The 15,429-nt window shown below is 72.8% G+C and carries 15 protein-coding genes; 5 read left to right on the forward strand and 10 right to left on the reverse strand.

The genetic code is table 11. The annotated features are described in order from the left end of the window. Positions 1–56: 56 nt before the first annotated feature. The 6 genes from ABZ454_RS35260 to ABZ454_RS35285 form a co-directional block, all read right to left on the reverse strand. A complete protein-coding gene (locus tag ABZ454_RS35260; RefSeq protein ID WP_359543596.1) occupies positions 57–1,394 on the reverse strand; it encodes a hypothetical protein in 1,338 nt (445 codons plus the stop codon). A gap of 35 nt (positions 1,395–1,429) precedes the next feature. Further along, positions 1,430–2,500 carry a hypothetical protein gene (locus ABZ454_RS35265; RefSeq protein WP_359543597.1) on the reverse strand — a complete coding sequence of 357 codons (1,071 nt, stop codon included), beginning with the start codon at positions 2,498–2,500 and terminating at the stop codon, positions 1,430–1,432. A gap of 53 nt (positions 2,501–2,553) precedes the next feature. Next, complete coding sequence (locus tag ABZ454_RS35270; protein WP_359543598.1) at positions 2,554–3,492, reverse strand: hypothetical protein; 939 nt, start codon at positions 3,490–3,492, stop codon at positions 2,554–2,556. Between the two features lie 151 nt (positions 3,493–3,643). Continuing rightward, on the reverse strand, positions 3,644–4,309 hold the full coding sequence (locus tag ABZ454_RS35275) for an LPXTG cell wall anchor domain-containing protein (RefSeq protein ID WP_359543588.1): 666 nt from the start codon (positions 4,307–4,309) through the stop codon (positions 3,644–3,646). 203 nt (positions 4,310–4,512) lie between these two features. Further along, positions 4,513–5,058, reverse strand: coding sequence for an ATP-binding protein (locus ABZ454_RS35280; protein WP_359543589.1), 546 nt, complete (start codon positions 5,056–5,058; stop codon positions 4,513–4,515). A gap of 224 nt (positions 5,059–5,282) precedes the next feature. Then, positions 5,283–5,651 (reverse strand): STAS domain-containing protein, encoded by a 369-nt coding sequence (locus tag ABZ454_RS35285; protein ID WP_356320006.1) that lies wholly within the window; start codon positions 5,649–5,651, stop codon positions 5,283–5,285. Between the two features lie 282 nt (positions 5,652–5,933). Here ABZ454_RS35285 and ABZ454_RS35290 point away from each other — a divergent pair, with 282 nt between their 5' ends. Beyond that, positions 5,934–6,917 carry an RNA polymerase sigma factor SigF gene (locus ABZ454_RS35290; RefSeq protein WP_359543599.1) on the forward strand — a complete coding sequence of 328 codons (984 nt, stop codon included), beginning with the start codon at positions 5,934–5,936 and terminating at the stop codon, positions 6,915–6,917. A gap of 224 nt (positions 6,918–7,141) precedes the next feature. Here ABZ454_RS35290 and hutI read toward each other — a convergent pair whose 3' ends face one another. The 4 genes from hutI to hutU all read right to left on the reverse strand — a co-directional run bounded on the left by hutI (position 7,142) and on the right by hutU (position 12,775). Continuing rightward, on the reverse strand, positions 7,142–8,329 hold the full coding sequence (gene hutI / locus ABZ454_RS35295) for an imidazolonepropionase (RefSeq protein ID WP_359543590.1): 1,188 nt from the start codon (positions 8,327–8,329) through the stop codon (positions 7,142–7,144). A gap of 86 nt (positions 8,330–8,415) precedes the next feature. Beyond that, positions 8,416–9,801, reverse strand: a complete 1,386-nt coding sequence (locus tag ABZ454_RS35300; RefSeq protein ID WP_359543591.1) for a formimidoylglutamate deiminase — start codon at positions 9,799–9,801, stop codon at positions 8,416–8,418. Continuing rightward, positions 9,792–11,018, reverse strand: a complete 1,227-nt coding sequence (locus ABZ454_RS35305; RefSeq protein ID WP_359543600.1) for an allantoate amidohydrolase — start codon at positions 11,016–11,018, stop codon at positions 9,792–9,794. The genes ABZ454_RS35300 and ABZ454_RS35305 overlap by 10 nt, the downstream gene beginning before the upstream one ends. Before the next feature lie 95 nt (positions 11,019–11,113). After that, the gene (gene hutU, locus ABZ454_RS35310; RefSeq protein ID WP_356320000.1) at positions 11,114–12,775 is read right to left on the reverse strand and encodes a urocanate hydratase; all 1,662 of its coding nucleotides are present in this window, start codon (positions 12,773–12,775) and stop codon (positions 11,114–11,116) included. A 222-nt stretch (positions 12,776–12,997) separates the two neighbouring features. Between hutU and ABZ454_RS35315 the strand changes: the two genes are divergently transcribed. The 4 genes from ABZ454_RS35315 (at position 12,998) to ABZ454_RS35330 (ending at position 15,150) form a co-directional block, all read left to right on the forward strand. Continuing rightward, a complete protein-coding gene (locus ABZ454_RS35315; RefSeq protein WP_356319998.1) occupies positions 12,998–13,411 on the forward strand; it encodes a hypothetical protein in 414 nt (137 codons plus the stop codon). After that, complete coding sequence (locus ABZ454_RS35320; protein WP_359543592.1) at positions 13,408–14,187, forward strand: transcriptional regulator; 780 nt, start codon at positions 13,408–13,410, stop codon at positions 14,185–14,187. Before ABZ454_RS35315 ends, ABZ454_RS35320 begins: the two co-directional genes overlap by 4 nt. 38 nt (positions 14,188–14,225) lie before the next feature. Then, positions 14,226–14,702 carry a roadblock/LC7 domain-containing protein gene (locus ABZ454_RS35325; RefSeq protein WP_356319994.1) on the forward strand — a complete coding sequence of 159 codons (477 nt, stop codon included), beginning with the start codon at positions 14,226–14,228 and terminating at the stop codon, positions 14,700–14,702. Positions 14,703–14,775: 73 nt separating this feature from the next. Continuing rightward, positions 14,776–15,150, forward strand: coding sequence for a hypothetical protein (locus tag ABZ454_RS35330; RefSeq protein WP_326661485.1), 375 nt, complete (start codon positions 14,776–14,778; stop codon positions 15,148–15,150). The last annotated feature ends 279 nt before the right edge of the window (positions 15,151–15,429 follow it).

Raw genomic sequence — 15,429 nt, forward strand, 5'->3', positions numbered from 1 at the left:
ACGGGCTTCGGCCCACCGGCGCGGCAGCCCCTTCCGTAAGCCGTACGGAGCTCAGCTCACCGGCCCGAGCGCAGCCGGCGCCACGGGGTGAACGTGAACACGGCTCCGCCCAGCAGGATCGCCGTGCCGGCGACCAGGCCGAGGGCCCGCAGGGCGCCGTCGTCCTCGGCCCCGGTGGCCGCGAGCCCGCCGCCGGACGCCGTGCCGCCGGCCGTCGCTCCCGCGGAGGCCGTGCCGTCGCCGCCGGACGCCCCGCCCTCCTGAGCGGTGGTGTCGAGTTCGAGCGACGCCTTCGTGGCCCCCTTCACTGCGCACGGGATGTTGATCTTCGCCCCGCCCAGGGTGACGTCGATCGTCAGGGTGCCGGGGGTGAGGGTGGACTTGCCGGAGGCGCCCGGCTTGTAGGTGCCGGTCATGTCGGGCAGGTCGACCGGCTTGCCCGTCTTCAGGGGCTCGGGGTTCCCCGGCCCGGTGACGCTGACGGAGCCCTTGTCGGCGCCGCCGACGACGACCTGCATGGACGGCTTGAGCGCCCCCGCGGGCAGGTCGGCCGGGCTGTTCATCACGCCCTTGGCGGTCTTGACCGTCAGCGCGTAACCACCGCCGTTCTTCTTGGCGTTGATCGTCACCTTGGAGGCGATGGAGGAGGGGCCGGGCGACTTGCAGGCGAAGTTCACCGCGACTTCCTTGCCCGGGAAGTCCGTGGCACCGCCGGAGCCCCCGGTGGTACCGCCGGCGCTCGTGCCACCGGCGCTCGTGCCACCGCCGGAGGTCGTACCGCCGGCCGTCGTGCCGCCGGCCGTCGTGCCGCCGCTGGTGGTGCCGCCCGCGGTCGTCCCGCCGGCTGTCGTGCCGCCCGCCGTCGTGCCGCCGGCGGTTCCTCCGCCGCCGTCCGTGACCTTGATCGTCGCGCCCGGCCGGACCGTCTCCTTCGGGGTGCACTTGGTGTCCGTGGAGATCGGCTTGGAGACGTTGAGGTTGTACGAGTCCGGCGTCAGCGTCAGATCACCCGCCTTCTCCAGCTTCAGCGAGCCCTTCATGTCCGACACGACCATCGGGCTCTTCTTGGGGATCGCCGGGTTCTGCCGCGGCCCCTCCATCTTCAGGTCACCGCCGGCGGCTCCGCCCAGCTTGATGACGCCGGTCGGCTTGATGGTGTCCTTCTCGAGGTCGAGGACATCGGGGTTGTCGGACGCGCCCTGGATCGTCTTCCACACGACCTCGACGGTGTCCCCGACCTTCGCCTCGGCGGGCGCGGTCAGCTGGACCTTGGTGGTGCCCTGGACGGGCGGCAGTCCGGAGATGGCCGGGGGTATGCACTCCGTCTTGTACGAGATCTCGGCGGCCTGGGCCGGAGTCGCGGCCAGCAGCATGCCCGCCCCGCCGATCATCATCGCGACTCCCGCCGCGACCGTCCTGCGTTGCGTACTCACGAATGTCCCTTCGTCGTCGGTCTGTGCTCTGACGGTGCGGAATCAGGGGTGAACCACGGCAGCGCGGCCGTGGTGGTGCTCGCCGGCGGTGCGGGGCCGGCGGCTTGCGCCGGTGCGCGCCGCAGCTTCGGGAGCCGCACGGTCACGCCGGCGCGCGGGGAGGGGCGCTGCGTCCGCCGGCCCGCCGCGTGGCCGGGGCGCGGCCGTGCCTTGTCGACGACCGCCATGCCGATGCGGAACACGGCGGCGGGCACGACGAGGCAGAGCAGGATCCAGAAGAGCGTGACGCCCCAGGGACGGCCGACCCCCCACGGCTGCTCGGCCAGCACCTTCGTGCCGTACTTCAGTGAGATCTGGTAGTCGCCGTGGGCGCCCGCCGTCAGCTCGACGGGCAGTTCGACACGCGCCTTGCGGCCGGGCTCGACGGTCCCGCGCCACTGCCGTTCCTCCCACTGGGCGGCGAATACGCCGTGCGCGGTGCCGACCTGGAAGACCGGATCCTTGACCGGCGCGGAGCCCAGGTTGCCGACGGTGAACACGAGCCGGCGGGAGGGCGGGGCGCCGAACCAGGTCAGGAGCCCGCTGTCGCCTTCCAGCCGGGTGGCCGCGAGGACGGCGAGCCTCCCGTCGCCCGTCTGCTTCGGCAGTGCGGCCACCGGGTGGCCGGCGACCACGAACACGGCGTCGGCGACGGCCTGTTCTCCGGTGACCGTGGCGACGTGGACCACGCAGGGGCACGGCACGGGCGGCTCGGCGACCGGCAGCTTCTTGGCGAAGGCGCCCTTCTTGTCGGTGGTGACGGCGCGGCCGTCCGCGTTGGCACAGGAGTTGGTTCCGCCGATCACCCCGCGCGCGGGGGTGGACTGTCCGCAGATCAGCATCATGAGCAGGGTGTCGGGCCGCCAGCCCTTGCCCATGACGGTGATCTCGCCGCCCTTGCCCGCCTGCTTCTTCGAGAGCGTGACCACCGGTTCCGGGGCTGCCGCGCTGCGGCCCCCGGCCTCTGCCCCGGGCGCGGTCAGCAGCAGGGCGGGCAGGAGCGCGGTCAGCAGGACGGCGAGCAGCACGGCCGCCCGCCCGCGGCCGCCGCTCCGGAGTGCCGCCGGTCCGGTCCGTCCAGTCACGATTCCGCCCCCGTCTTCACCAAGTGCCTCTCATCGGTTCGCTGTTGAGGGTCCGGGGCCGGTGCGGCCCCCTCGTCGCGTGGGCCGGGCCGGGCGCGCCGCCGTCGCCGGAGTCCGTACACACCCGCGGCGACGGCGCCGAGGAGCAGCAGCGCGCCGCCGGTCACCGGCGCCCGGGGCACGAAGACCGCCGAGGCGGTCGCCTCCGCGTGCGCGCCGCCCGCCGCCGTGACACGCAGCCGTACGGTGACGGAGTCGAGGGCGGGTGCGTCGCGCCACGGCTCGGTGAGCCGCGTCCGCTGCCCGGGCGGCAGTTCCACCGGCAGGGTGCGGGCATCGCGCCGCAGCAGGGGCCCGAACACCCCGTCCGCGCTGACGGACAGGCGGGGCACGAGGGCCGCGTTGCCCCGGTTGACCAGCGTGTAGTGGAGGGCTCCGCCGGACACCGTCACGTCCTCCACGGTGAGGGCGGCCAGCGTCGGGCCGCCGACCCGCAGCTGGACCCGTACGCCCACCGAGCGGCCCCCGCTCTCGGCGACGATCGCGCCGGGGTGGTCACCGGGGAGCGCGTCCTGGGGCACGGTGAAGGAGACGGGCACGTCGGCCCTGGTCCGGCCGGGCACCGTCACCTCACTGCTCGCCGTCCGCACCCAGGCTCCGGTCCCGGTCGAGCCGTGCGCGCCGCGTACCGCGAAGCCGCCGTCGCCGGCTCGGTACGCGTCGGCACCGCGCAGCCGTACGGTGACCGGCTCCGGCCCCGGGTTGGTGACCGAGAGCCGGTCCTGAAGGACGCTGCCGGGCAGGCCCTCCAGGTAGAAGGACGGTCTTCCCTCACCCCGTGCGGGGCCGTTCGCCGCCGGCCGCACCGTCCAGGCGGGCCCGGTCGGGTGCTCGGTGGCACCGGCCGGCAACGCCAGGGCGAGAATGCACCACATGGCGGCGAGCAGCGGCAGGGCACGGGCCGGACGCCGTGCGGCGGACGGCGTTCGGGCGACGGGCGCCGGCGCGGGGCGGGTGGCGTGACCGGTCAACGGCGGCATGGGCGGCTCCCTGGTGCGTGACGGCGGCGGCGTGTCGCGCGGCGGGTCAGCCCGTGGCCCGCTGCCCGCGCCTGGTCAGCCACAGCACACCGGCCGCGCCGGTCAGCAGGACCGTGCCGCCGAGGGTGCCGAGCGCCACCGCGGAGTCCATCGGGCCGGTCTTGGGCAGCGATGCGTCGCTGTCCGGCGTGCCCGCCCCACCGCCCGCCGCGGTGACGTCCAGGGACAGGGAGGGGCCCGGGTGGTTCGCCGGGGTGCAGGTCGTCGTCGTACCGAGCGCCTTGATCGTGAGGACCCCGGCGGTGAAGTCGACCTTGCCGCTCTTCTGCGGGGTGTACGTCCCCGACAGGTCGCTGATCTTGATGGGGCTGTTGGCGGGAATGGCCGCGGCGTTGGCCGGGCCGGAGACCTTGACCTGTCCCGGGTCGGCGCCGCCCACCTTGATCACCGCGCTGGGGTTCATCGCCCCCTTGCCCAGTTCCACCGGGCTGGAGGAGACGCCCTTCTGGAAGGACATGGTGAGCTTGTATCCGCTGCCGCTCCTGACGCTCTTGATGTCGATCGGCGAGACGGCGGCCTTGTCCCCGATCGGGGTCTTGCACTGGTAGTTGACGTCGACGACCGTCGCGTGGGCGGCGGGCGCGGCCAGCAGCACCGCCGCGCCCGCCAGCCCTGACGCCAGCGCGAGAGCTGTTCGCTTCTGGTACGACACCTCGAGTTCCCCTCATGCCGGGAGTCGCCGACGCACCGCTTCGCCGCGGCACCATTAACTGACGACACATCAGATTGGGCGCTCAAGGTACGCCCGGGGCCCTGCGGAGGGAAGACAAAGAGCGCGCCGATCCGGCGCGCTCTTCGAGGGGGTGCGGCCCATGGGTCACGGGCCGGGTCAGGGCGGGGGAAACCCGCGGCGGGCTAGGCCGGGGCGGCCAGCTCCGCCCAGACGGTCTTGCCGGGTTCGCCCGGCACCCGTACGACTCCCCAGTCCAGGCAGAGCCGCTGCACGATGAAAATACCGTGGCCGCCGGGCCGTCCCGCCCGGTGCGGTGTACGGGGCGCGGGCTGCCCCGCGCCGCCGTCGGCGACCTCCACCCGCAGCGCCTTCGCCGTGCAGGCGATGCGCAGCTCTTCGGGACCGCCCGCGTGCAGGCACGCGTTGGTGACCAGCTCGGAGACGACCAGCAGGACGTCCTCCGCGGCGGCCCGGCGGTCGGCGGTCGCCGCGGGGAGCCAGCCCCAGTCATGGAGCGCCTGACGGGCGAAATCGCGGGCGGTCGGCACGATGCCGCTGACGTGTCGCAGCGGCAGCGTGCGCCACCGCCGATCCGTGGGCTCCCCGTGTGCGGCGGAGGGAACGCCGGATTGCGCGTCAGCGCAATCCGCGTCAGCGCGTGCACCCACGCCCGCGCCCTCCGGCTCGCGGCCGAGGTCGCCCGGCGGATGCTGCCGGGTGGTGCTCATCAGCGCTTCACCTCACCGATTCACCATGTCGCCATCGAACAGATACAGAAACGCATACTGATACGGACACCGATCCAGGTATCCGTACGCGAGACGTGCAGGTCTTCCATGACTCGCCGGGGAGTCTCCTGCCCGGCCAAATCGTGACAACACCCACGCCGCCTACGCTGATCGCGTAACGCGGGCGACACAAGGGTCACCCGGGGCGCCGGAACGCCTCACGATCAGGCTTCCAGGGCCTCTTCGAGGGAGCCGTGGACGGTGAATACCGCCTCGGCCCCGGTGATCTCGAAGACCCGTGCCACCACCGGCAGCATGCCGGCCAAATGGACCCCTCCCCCGGCCGCCTCCGCCTTGAGGCGTGCACCGAGCAGCACATTGAGCCCGGTGGAATCACAGAATTCGAGTCGTGAGCAGTCGACCACCAGGCGCGCACGCCCTTGCTCGACCGCGCGCTCCAAGGGCTCACGCAGCAGATCCGCCGTGTGGTGGTCGAGCTCACCCACCGGCGTCACGATCTCGCTGGCCCCCTCGGTCCGGGTCTCGACCTGAAGCCGACCCCGGTTCGCACTGCCGACCGTCCCGCGGTCCATGCCCGTCCCTCTTCGCCTCGTCACAGTCTGTATCAGCGCGCCCGCACATGCGTTGCAGCCGCCACTGACGTTCCTCGAACAGTACGCGTTTCGTGCGCCACGCGGTAGCCGAAGACCTCAACAAACCGGACATATACGGGCAATTGAAGCTTGTAACGACCCACGAGGACCGGGTAAGGGTAGGGGGACACCCGAAAACACGACCGGCTTTGGAGGCGCCGCTTCACCGCAGGAACACGTATGGGCATCGGCAGCCATATGCCGAGAACGATGGAGGAGACCATGTCACCCCGGCTCGACGCATCGCGTACCCACAACGCGACGTCGGCATGTCCTCAGGGACTGACCGAATCAGACTCCCCTGCTGCGGCCGTCCTGGACGGCCCGCGCACCAGCATCACCAGCAGTGGCAGTGACACCCGCAGTACCGAAGACCACCGCGGCCTCGAAGAGGTGACCGGACTCGAAGGGCTTCCCGAGATCCCGCCCTACCGCGAGGTGGGGCCGCTGGATGCCAGGGCCCTGTCGAAGACGCTCTTCGCCCGGCTGGAGTCCCTTGACGAGGGCACCTCCGAGTACTCCTACGTACGCAACACCCTCGTCGAGCTGAACCTCGCCCTGGTCAAGTTCGCCGCCTCCCGGTTCCGCACGCGCAGCGAGCCGATGGAGGACATCATCCAGGTCGGCACCATCGGCCTGATCAAGGCGATCGACCGCTTCGAACTCAGCCGGGGCGTCGAGTTCCCGACGTTCGCGATGCCGACCATCATCGGCGAGATCAAGCGCTTCTTCCGCGACACCAGCTGGTCCGTGCGGGTACCGCGCCGCCTGCAGGAGCTGCGGCTCGACCTGGCCAAGGCGGGCGACGAGCTCGCCCAGCGGCTGGACCGCTCGCCCACCGTGGACGAGCTCGCCGACCGCCTCGGCATCACCCACGACGAGGTCGTCGAGGGCATGGCGGCGAGCAACGCGTACAGCGCGAGCTCGCTGGACGCCAAGCCCGAGGACGACGAGAACGAGGGCACGCTGGCCGACCGCATCGGTTACGAGGACCACGGGCTCGAGGGCATCGAGTACGTCGAGTCCCTGAAGCCGCTGATCGCCTCCCTGCCGGGCCGCGACCGGATGATCCTCTCGCTCCGGTTCGTCGCCAACTTGACGCAGTCGGAGATCGGCGAGGAGCTGGGCATCTCGCAGATGCACGTCTCGCGTCTGCTCTCCCGCACCCTGGTCAAGCTCCGCAAGGGACTGACCGTCGAGGAGTGAGCCGACACCCCGCGACGCGCTCGCGGGGCCTGCCGGACCAAGGACCTGCCCTGCCGAGGGGCAGGTCCTTCCGCGTTGCCGGCGCCGGGCGGTCGGTGCCGGCAACGGGCGGCCCGGCGGCTGTCAGCCGCCAGGGAGCCCCGACGCCGGTGACGAGCAGCCCGTCGACGGCGCCGGGCGGTCGGCGCCCCGGGGTGGGACCCCGTCGGGTCAGCGGGGCGCTGTCAGCCGCTACGGGGCGCCGCCACCCGCTCGCCGCGCCGCCACACCTCGTGGACCAGCGGTACGCCCGGCCGGTAGGCGAGGTGGACGTGGCTGGGGGCGTCGAGGACCACCAGGTCCGCGCGGGCCCCCGGCGTGATCCGGCCGATGTCGTCGCGGCGCAGTGCGGCGGCGCCGCCCGCGGTGGCGGACCAGAGCGCCTCGTCAGGCGTCATGCCCATGTCGCGGACGGCGAGGGCGATGCAGAACGGCACCGACGAGGTGAACGAGGAGCCCGGATTGCAGTCCGTGGAGAGCGCGACGGTGGCGCCCGCGTCGAGGAGGCGGCGGGCGTCGGGCCAGGCGGCCCGGGTGGAGAACTCGGCGCCGGGGAGCAGCGTGGCGACGGTCCGCGACTGGGCCAGGGCGTCGACGTCGGCGTCGGTGAGGTGAGTGCAGTGGTCGGCGGACGCGGCATCGAGCTCGACGGCGAGCTGGACGCCGGGGCCGTGCCCGAGCTGGTTGGCGTGGATCCGGGGGTGGAGGCCCCTGGCGCGGCCCGCGGTCAGGATCGCCCGGGCCTGGTCGCCGTCGAACGCGCCCCGCTCGCAGAAGACGTCGATCCAGCGCGCGTACGGGGCGCAGGCGTCGAGCATCGGGCCGGTGACCAGGTCGACGTATCCGGCCGGGTCGTCCGCGTAGTCCGGGGAGACGATGTGGGCGCCGAGGAAGGTGACCTCGTCGGTGTGGCGGGCCGCGACGCGCAGGGCGCGGGCCTCGTCCTCGACGGTGAGGCCGTAACCGGACTTGGTCTCGAACGTGGTGGTGCCCTGGCGGAGCGCCTCGGCGAGGTAGCGGGCGACGTTGGCGGAGAGCTCCTCGTCGGTGGCGGCGCGGGTGGCGGCGACGGTGGTCCTGATGCCGCCCGCGCTGTAGGCGCGGCCGGACATCCGGGCGTTGAACTCCTCGGTGCGGTCGCCCGCGAAGACGAGGTGGGAGTGGGAGTCGACGAAGCCGGGGATCACGGCCCGGCCGCCCGCGTCGACGGCGTTGTCAGTGGCGGGTGCTTTGCTTGATTCACCGGTCCAGACGACCTGGTCGCCCTCGATGACGACGGCCGCGTCCTGGATCAGTCCGAGGGGGGAACCGTCACCGAGGGAGGGGTCGTTGGTGACCAGTGCGGAGATGTGGGTGATGGCGGTCGTCGTCATCGGGGGACTGCTCTCCTTGCGTGGGGGCGGTGGAGCGTTCTCCGCCGGCGTGCTCCGTGCTGCCGGAGTGCTCGGTGCCGGAGTGCTCAGTGCTGCAGGGCCGCGACGGCTTTCGCGAGCGCTCCGGGGACGTCCTCGACCAGCGTGTGACGTCCGTCGCGGACGAGGTGCCGGCCCCCGACCACGGTGTGGCGGACATCGGCCGCGGAGGCGGCGAATACGGCTGCTTCGGCTGCCAGCCGGGGCACCGGCCCCGCTGTTCTGACGGAGTCGAGGGCGACGGTCACGAGGTCGGCCGGGGCGCCCGGTTCGAGGACGCCCGCGTCCGGCCGGCCGAGTGCGGCGTGTCCGTCGGCGGAGGCCGCGCGCAGCAGCGCGGCCGCCGTCCAGTGGCCGCGGGCCCGGGTGCGCAGGCGCTCGTTGAGCTCCATCGCGCGGGCCTCTTCGAAGAGGTCGATCACGGCGTGGCTGTCGCTGCCCAGGGAGAGCGGCGAGCCGGCGCGCTGGAGGGCGACCGCCGGGCCGATGCCGTCGGCCAGGTCGCGTTCGGTGGTGGGGCACATGCAGGTGCCGGTGGCCGAGGAGCCGATGAGCGCGATGTCCTCGCCGGTGAGGTGGGTGTTGTGGACGCCGGTGGTGCCCGGGCCGAGGACCCCGTGGTCGGCGAGGAGCCGGGTGGGGGTGCGGCCGTGGGTGGCGAGGCAGGCGTCGTTCTCCGCGGTCTGCTCGGAGAGGTGGACGTGCAGCGGTACCTCTCGCTCCTGCGCCCACCGGGCCACGGTGGCGAGCTGGTCGGCGGGCACCGCCCGCACGGAGTGGATCGCGGCGCCGATCACGGTGTTGTCGTCGCCCTTGAGCTGGGAGGCGCGCTCCGCCCAGGCGTCGGCGGTCGTGTCGGAGAAGCGCTGCTGGTGCTGGTCGGGCTTCTGGTACTGGGAGGGCCGGCGGCCGAATCCGGCGGCGAGGTAGGCGGTGTCCAGCAGGGTGATCCGGATGCCGGCCTCGCGGGCGGCCGCGATGAGGGCCTCCCCCATGGCGTTCGGGTCGCTGTACGGCACGCCGCCCGGCGCGTGGTGCAGGTAGTGGAATTCGCCGACCGCGGTGATGCCGGCCAGCGCCATCTCGGCGTAGACGGCACGGGCCAGGTCGTAGTACGTGTCGGGGGTGAGCCGCGACGCTACCTGGTACATGGTGTCGCGCCAGGTCCAGAAGGTGCCGGAGCCGACCTGCACGGTGGAGCGCAGCGCGCGGTGGAAGGCGTGCGAATGCGCGTTGGCGAGTCCGGGCAGGGTGAGCCCGCGCAGCACGGTCGCCCCGGGCGGCGGGGCGTCGACGCCGGTCCGCACCCCGGCGATCCGCCCGCCGGACACCTCCAGGACGACGTCCGGCTCGACGTGGGTGCCGAGCCAGGCATGGGACAGCCAGTACGTCACGGTGACGGGCTTGCCCGTCGCTTCCGTCGTCAGCGGCACGCGAGACCTTCCAGTACGTCGGCGAGTGCGATCACCCCGGCCACGCAGTCGTCCTCGGCGGCGTGCTCGGCCGGCGAGTGCGAGATCCCGGTGGGGTTCCGTACGAACAGCATGGCGGTAGGGACCGAAGCGGACAAAATACCCGCGTCGTGTCCGGCTCCGGTGCCGAGCACGGGGATGTCGCGCCCGGTGCTCCGGACGGTGTCCCGCGTGCCGGAGGCCTTCAGGATCGCGCCCAGCTCGTCGCGCAGGGCGTGCTGGAACTCCACGACGGGGGTGAAGGACTCCCGTACGACGTCGAGGTCGATCCCGGCCCGCTCGGCGTGCTCCCGGGCGGCCGCCTCGATGCCGGCGACGACGGTGTCCAACGTGTCCTGGTCGGCGGCGCGGGAGTCGAGCCAGCCGCGCACGAGGGAGGGGATGGCGTTGACCCCGTTCGGCTCGACGGCGATCTTGCCGAAGGTGGCGAGGGCGCCGGCCAGCTCCGCCTCCCGGCGGGCCGCGAGCACGGTCTCGGCGTACGTGAGCATCGGGTCGCGGCGGTCGGCGAGCCGGGTGGTGCCGGCGTGGTTGGCCTCGCCCCGGAAGTCGAAGCGCCAGCGTCCGTGCGGCCAGATCGCCGAGGCGATGCCGACCGGGTCGCCGCCGAGGTCGAGGGCGCGCCCCTGCTCGACGTGGAGCTCGACGAACGCACCGACACGGGCGAGCCGTTCGGGGTCGGGGCCGATGGCGTCGGGGTCGTACCCGGCCGCCTCCATGGCCTGCGGCAGCGTGACGCCGTCCTGGTCGCGCAGCCGGCGGGCGGCCTCGACGGTCAGCTGCCCGGCGGCGAGCCGGGAGCCGACGCAGGCGAGGCCGAAGCGGGCCCCTTCCTCGTCACCGAAGTTGGTGAGGGCCAGCGGCCGGGTGAACTCCACTCCCCTGCGGCGGAGTTCATCGAGCGCGGCGAAGGAGGAGACGACCCCGAGCGGCCCGTCGAAGGCTCCGCCGTCCGGCACGGAGTCGAGGTGCGAGCCGGTGACGACGGCGTTCCCGGCCAGGGGGTCGCCGAGCCAGGCCCACTGGTTGCCGTTGCGGTCGGTCTCCACGACCAGCCCGCGGGCCTCGGCCTGCGTCCGGAACCAGGCGCGGCAGTCGGTGTCCGCGGAGGTCCAGGCGTACCGCCGGTACCCGCCGCTGTCCCGGTGCCGCCCGAGGGGGGCGAGCTCCCGCCACATCTCCTGGAAGGACGGTTGCGGGGCGCCGCCGGGCGCCCTGTCGTGCGGCGCCCGCCGCGAGGGGCCGCCGCTCCCCCCGTCCGGCCGGGAAACCGTCACGCCTCGTCCTCCGTCATCGGCACCCGCACGCCCTTGTCCGCGGCCACGGACTCCGCGATGTCGTACCCGGCGTCGACGTGCCGGATGACGCCCATGCCCGGGTCGTTGGTCAGGACCCGGCGGATCTTCTCGCCCGCCAGCTTCGTACCGTCGGCGACCGTCACCTGTCCGGCGTGGAGGGAACGGCCCATGCCCACACCGCCACCGTGGTGGATGGAGACCCAGGAAGCGCCGGACGCCACGTTGACCATGGCGTTCAGCAGCGGCCAGTCGGCGATCGCGTCGGACCCGTCGAGCATGGCCTCGGTCTCCCGGTACGGGGAGGCCACCGAGCCGCAGTCCAGGTGGTCGCGCCCGATCGCCAGCGGCGCCGCCAGCTCGCCGCTCGCCACCATGTCGTTGAACCGCTCGCCGGCCCGGTCCCGCTCGCCGTAGCCGAGCCAGCAGATGCGGGCGGGCAGGCCCTGGAAGTGGACGCGCTCCCCGGCCATCTTGATCCAGCGGTGCAGGGACTCGTTCTCCGGGAACAGCTCCAGCATCGCCTTGTCGGTCTTGTGGATGTCGGAGGCCTCACCGGAGAGCGCCGCCCAGCGGAACGGGCCCTTGCCCTCGCAGAACAGCGGCCGGATGTACGCGGGCACGAAGCCCGGGAAGTCGAAGGCCCGCTCGTACCCGGCGAGCTGTGCCTCGCCGCGGATCGAGTTGCCGTAGTCGAAGACCTCCGCACCGGCGTCCATGAAGCCGACCATCGCCTCGACGTGCCGGGCCATCGACTCCCGCGCGCGCTGGGTGAAGTCGGCGGGCTTCTCGGTGGCGTAGGACGCCATGTCCTCGAAGTCGACGCCGAGCGGGAGGTAGGCCAGCGGGTCGTGCGCACTGGTCTGGTCGGTGACGATGTCGACCGGGGCACCCTCGGCGAGCATCCGGGGCAGCAGCTCCGCCGCGTTGCCGAGCAGTCCGATGGAGAGCGGCTTGCGCGCGTCCCTCGCCTCGGTGGCCAGCTGGAGCGCGTGCTCCAGGCTGTCGGCCTTCACGTCCAGGAAGCGGTGCTCGATGCGGCGTTCGATGGCCCGCGGGTCGCAGTCGATACAGATCGCGACGCCGTCGTTCATCGTGACGGCGAGCGGCTGGGCACCGCCCATGCCGCCGAGCCCGGCGGTCAGGGTGATGGTGCCGGCCAGCGTCCCGCCGAACTTCTTCGCGGCGACGGCGGCGAACGTCTCGTACGTGCCCTGCAGGATGCCCTGCGTACCGATGTAGATCCACGATCCGGCGGTCATCTGGCCGTACATGGTGAGCCCGAGCGCCTCCAGGCGGCGGAACTCCTCCCAGTTCGCCCAGTCACCCACCAGGTTGGAGTTGGCGATCAGGACCCGCGGGGCCCACTCGTGCGTCTGCATGACACCGACCGGCCGCCCGGACTGGACGAGCATCGTCTCGTCCTGCTTGAGCGTCCGCAGCGTGCGGACCATCGCGTCGAACGAGCGCCAGTCGCGGGCGGCCTTGCCCGTGCCGCCGTAGACGACGAGCTTGTCGGGGTGCTCGGCGACCTCGGGGTCGAGGTTGTTCTGCAGCATGCGCAGCGCGGCTTCCTGCTGCCATCCCAGGGCACTCAGTCCGGTACCGCGCGGCGCCCGTACGGGGCGGGGTCCTGACATGGCAATGCCTCCTCGCGACTGTGAATTTTCTATTCACATCTTGAGCGGCTGAATAGCTCCAGTCAACAGGGCGGGTCGGACGGCCGCCGGCGCCCCCATCGCGGGGCATTGTCCCCAACCCCTCGCATGTACCTATGGAAAATGCCAGAACCCCCACCCCGGAGCGAGCACGTTGCGTAACCTCGGGGTCACAGCCGCACACAGTGTCGGAGGGGAATCCGCGTGCCCGGAATCGACGAGTGCCTGCTCGACGTCATGAGACTGCCCGGTGCCCGTGGCGCCGCCGTGGTCGACTGGACGAGCGGTCTCGCCCTCGGCACCATCGGCGACTCGCCGAACGGCGATCACGAGGCCACCGCCGCGGAAACGGCCGAGGTCGCACGGATGGCGGCCGAACAGCCCGTCTTCGCGGTCGGTTTACCGGAAGCGCCGCCCGGTCCGGGGGACGCCGGAGGACCGCCGCCCGTCGAGGACGTCATCGTCACCACCCGGGCCGGTTACCACATCCTCCGTTTCGTCGAGACCGACTTCGACAGCAGCGTCTTCCTCCACCTGTGGCTGGACCGTTCGGAGGGCAATCTGGCCCTGGCCCGGATACGGCTGGCCGAAATGGCCGAGCGGCTGGTCCTGGCATGAGGGCGAGCGCCCCCGCGACCGCCCCGGCCGGCGCCCTCTCGCCCATGCTCCAGCGCCTGGCCGCCGAACGGGCCACCGGCGCCCTGATGCGCGACCGCGGCACCCTCTACCTGGCCGACGGCAAGGTGGTGCACGCCGAGAGCCCGGCCACCCCCGGCATCGACGTCCTGCTCACCCGGGGCGGCGCGCTGCGCCGCGAGGGCTGGTGGGACGCGGTCGCCGAGGCCGGCGCCGGACAGCGGGTGGGCCGCTACCTCGTGGACAGCGGCCGGGTGCCGGGCGGCGCCCTGGAACTGTGCCACCTGGGGGCCCTGTACGACGCGGCGTTCTTCGCCCTCGCCCCGACCCGGACGCCGGCCCGCTTCCGCTACGGGGTCGCGCACTGGATCGGCCCCGTCCGCCCCGTGCCCGTGGACGCCGTGCAGCGCGAGACGCTCCGGCGCCGGGAACTGCTGGACCGGATCTGGCCGGAGCCGGTGACCGACAGCGCCCCGCTCGTGGCCACCGGCCGCCCGGCCGACTCCCCCGTGCCGCCGCGCCAGCGCCGCGTACTGGACCGCGTGGACGGGGTGCGTACGGCGACGGACATCGCGCAGGAACTCGGCAGGTCGGCGTTCCACACCCTGGTCGACCTGCGCCGGCTGGCGGCTGCCGGGCTGGTCTCCGCGGTCCGGCAGACGGCGGACCCGTCCGGCCGCATCGCGCTCCCCGAGGTCACGGCCGATCCCGATGTCGCCCTGCTGCGCCGGCTCCGAGACGCATTGGAGGCCCTGTGATACGCGCGCTCAGACAGCGTGCCGGGAGGAGACAGCTGATGGTGCCCGAGGCCGAAGTGCAGGACGTCCTGGCCGAGCTCCAACGGTTACGGGCCCGGGTTCCGCTCCTCTCCGGCGCCCTCGCGGCCAGTACCGACGGCCTCGTCCTGGCCCAGGACACCCCGGGGGTGGAGGCGGAGGGCGTCGCCGCACTGACCGCGGCCGCGCTCGGCGTCTCGATACGGATGACGGACGCGACCGGCCGGGGCGGTTTCCGCGAACTCCTCGTCCGCGGCGAGACGGGCTACATCGCGACGTACGCCGCCGGCTCCTCGGCCGTACTCACCCTGCTCGCCGAGGACCGGATCAACGTCGGCCGGCTCCATCTGGAGGGCCGCAGGTCCGGCTCCCGGATCGGCGAACTCGTCGACGCCGCCCTGGAACGCGCCCCCCAGGCCGCCCCCGGCCCACGGACCCCGCAACAGCCGGGCTCCCTGCCGCACCGCCCCACCAGAACCCCGAACGAACCAGCGTGACGTGCGTGCATCCGGCACGACTCAGCAACGGAACCGGTCGTCCCGACCGGTCAGGGAAAGGAAACGAGCACTCATGGCGAACACCGAAGCGTCACTGAAGGAAGCGATGTCGTCCATCGAGGGCACCACCGGTGTCGCCCTCGTCGACTACACGAGCGGCATGGCGCTGGGCACCCTCGGCGGCGGCAAGGACTTCAACCTGGAAGTCGCGGCGGCGGGCAACACCGACGTCGTCCGGGCCAAGCTGCGCACCATGGAACACCTGGGGATCCAGGACGAGATCGAGGACATCCTGATCACCCTGGGCACCCAGTACCACCTGATCCGGCTGCTCAAGACCCGGGGCAACAACGGCCTGTTCCTCTACCTGGTGCTGGACGCCGGCCGGGCCAACCTGGCCATGGCCCGCCACCAGCTGAAGAAGATCGAGGCCGACCTGGAAATCTGACCTTGGCTGGGGGCGGCCTTGGGTGGGCGGCAGTGTGGTCCTCCGGGCCGCGGGTTGCTCCGCGGGGTGCGGTGGTCCGGGGCGCGGGCCCCCAGTTGTTCGCCCCGGTCCGGGGCGCGGGGTTCCGTCCTCAATCGCCGGACGGGCTTGAACGGTGCGGCCTGCCCCGCGGGGTGCGCCCATCCCCGGTGGGTGGGGGTCCGGGGTCCCTCCGGGGCGTCTCCTCAAACGACGAACGTTCCGCGGGTACGCAGCGGACCCGGGTCGATGTTCGTCGTC

The sequence above is a fragment of the Streptomyces sp. NPDC005803 genome (assembly GCF_040630435.1).
Taxonomy (GTDB): domain Bacteria; phylum Actinomycetota; class Actinomycetes; order Streptomycetales; family Streptomycetaceae; genus Streptomyces.

Coding starts and splice junctions, on each gene's coding strand:
- ABZ454_RS35285 (WP_356320006.1), bottom strand. CDS start 5,651: ATGGACCGCGGGACGGTCGGCAGTGCGAACCGGGGTCGGCTTCAGGTC.
- ABZ454_RS35270 (WP_359543598.1), bottom strand. CDS start 3,492: ATGTGGTGCATTCTCGCCCTGGCGTTGCCGGCCGGTGCCACCGAGCAC.
- ABZ454_RS35290 (WP_359543599.1), top strand. CDS start 5,934: ATGTCACCCCGGCTCGACGCATCGCGTACCCACAACGCGACGTCGGCA.
- ABZ454_RS35330 (WP_326661485.1), top strand. CDS start 14,776: ATGGCGAACACCGAAGCGTCACTGAAGGAAGCGATGTCGTCCATCGAG.
- ABZ454_RS35320 (WP_359543592.1), top strand. CDS start 13,408: ATGAGGGCGAGCGCCCCCGCGACCGCCCCGGCCGGCGCCCTCTCGCCC.
- ABZ454_RS35280 (WP_359543589.1), bottom strand. CDS start 5,058: ATGAGCACCACCCGGCAGCATCCGCCGGGCGACCTCGGCCGCGAGCCG.
- ABZ454_RS35325 (WP_356319994.1), top strand. CDS start 14,226: ATGGTGCCCGAGGCCGAAGTGCAGGACGTCCTGGCCGAGCTCCAACGG.
- ABZ454_RS35260 (WP_359543596.1), bottom strand. CDS start 1,394: ATGATGATCGGCGGGGCGGGCATGCTGCTGGCCGCGACTCCGGCCCAG.
- ABZ454_RS35305 (WP_359543600.1), bottom strand. CDS start 11,018: ATGTGGCGGGAGCTCGCCCCCCTCGGGCGGCACCGGGACAGCGGCGGG.
- hutU (WP_356320000.1), bottom strand. CDS start 12,775: ATGTCAGGACCCCGCCCCGTACGGGCGCCGCGCGGTACCGGACTGAGT.
- hutI (WP_359543590.1), bottom strand. CDS start 8,329: ATGACGACGACCGCCATCACCCACATCTCCGCACTGGTCACCAACGAC.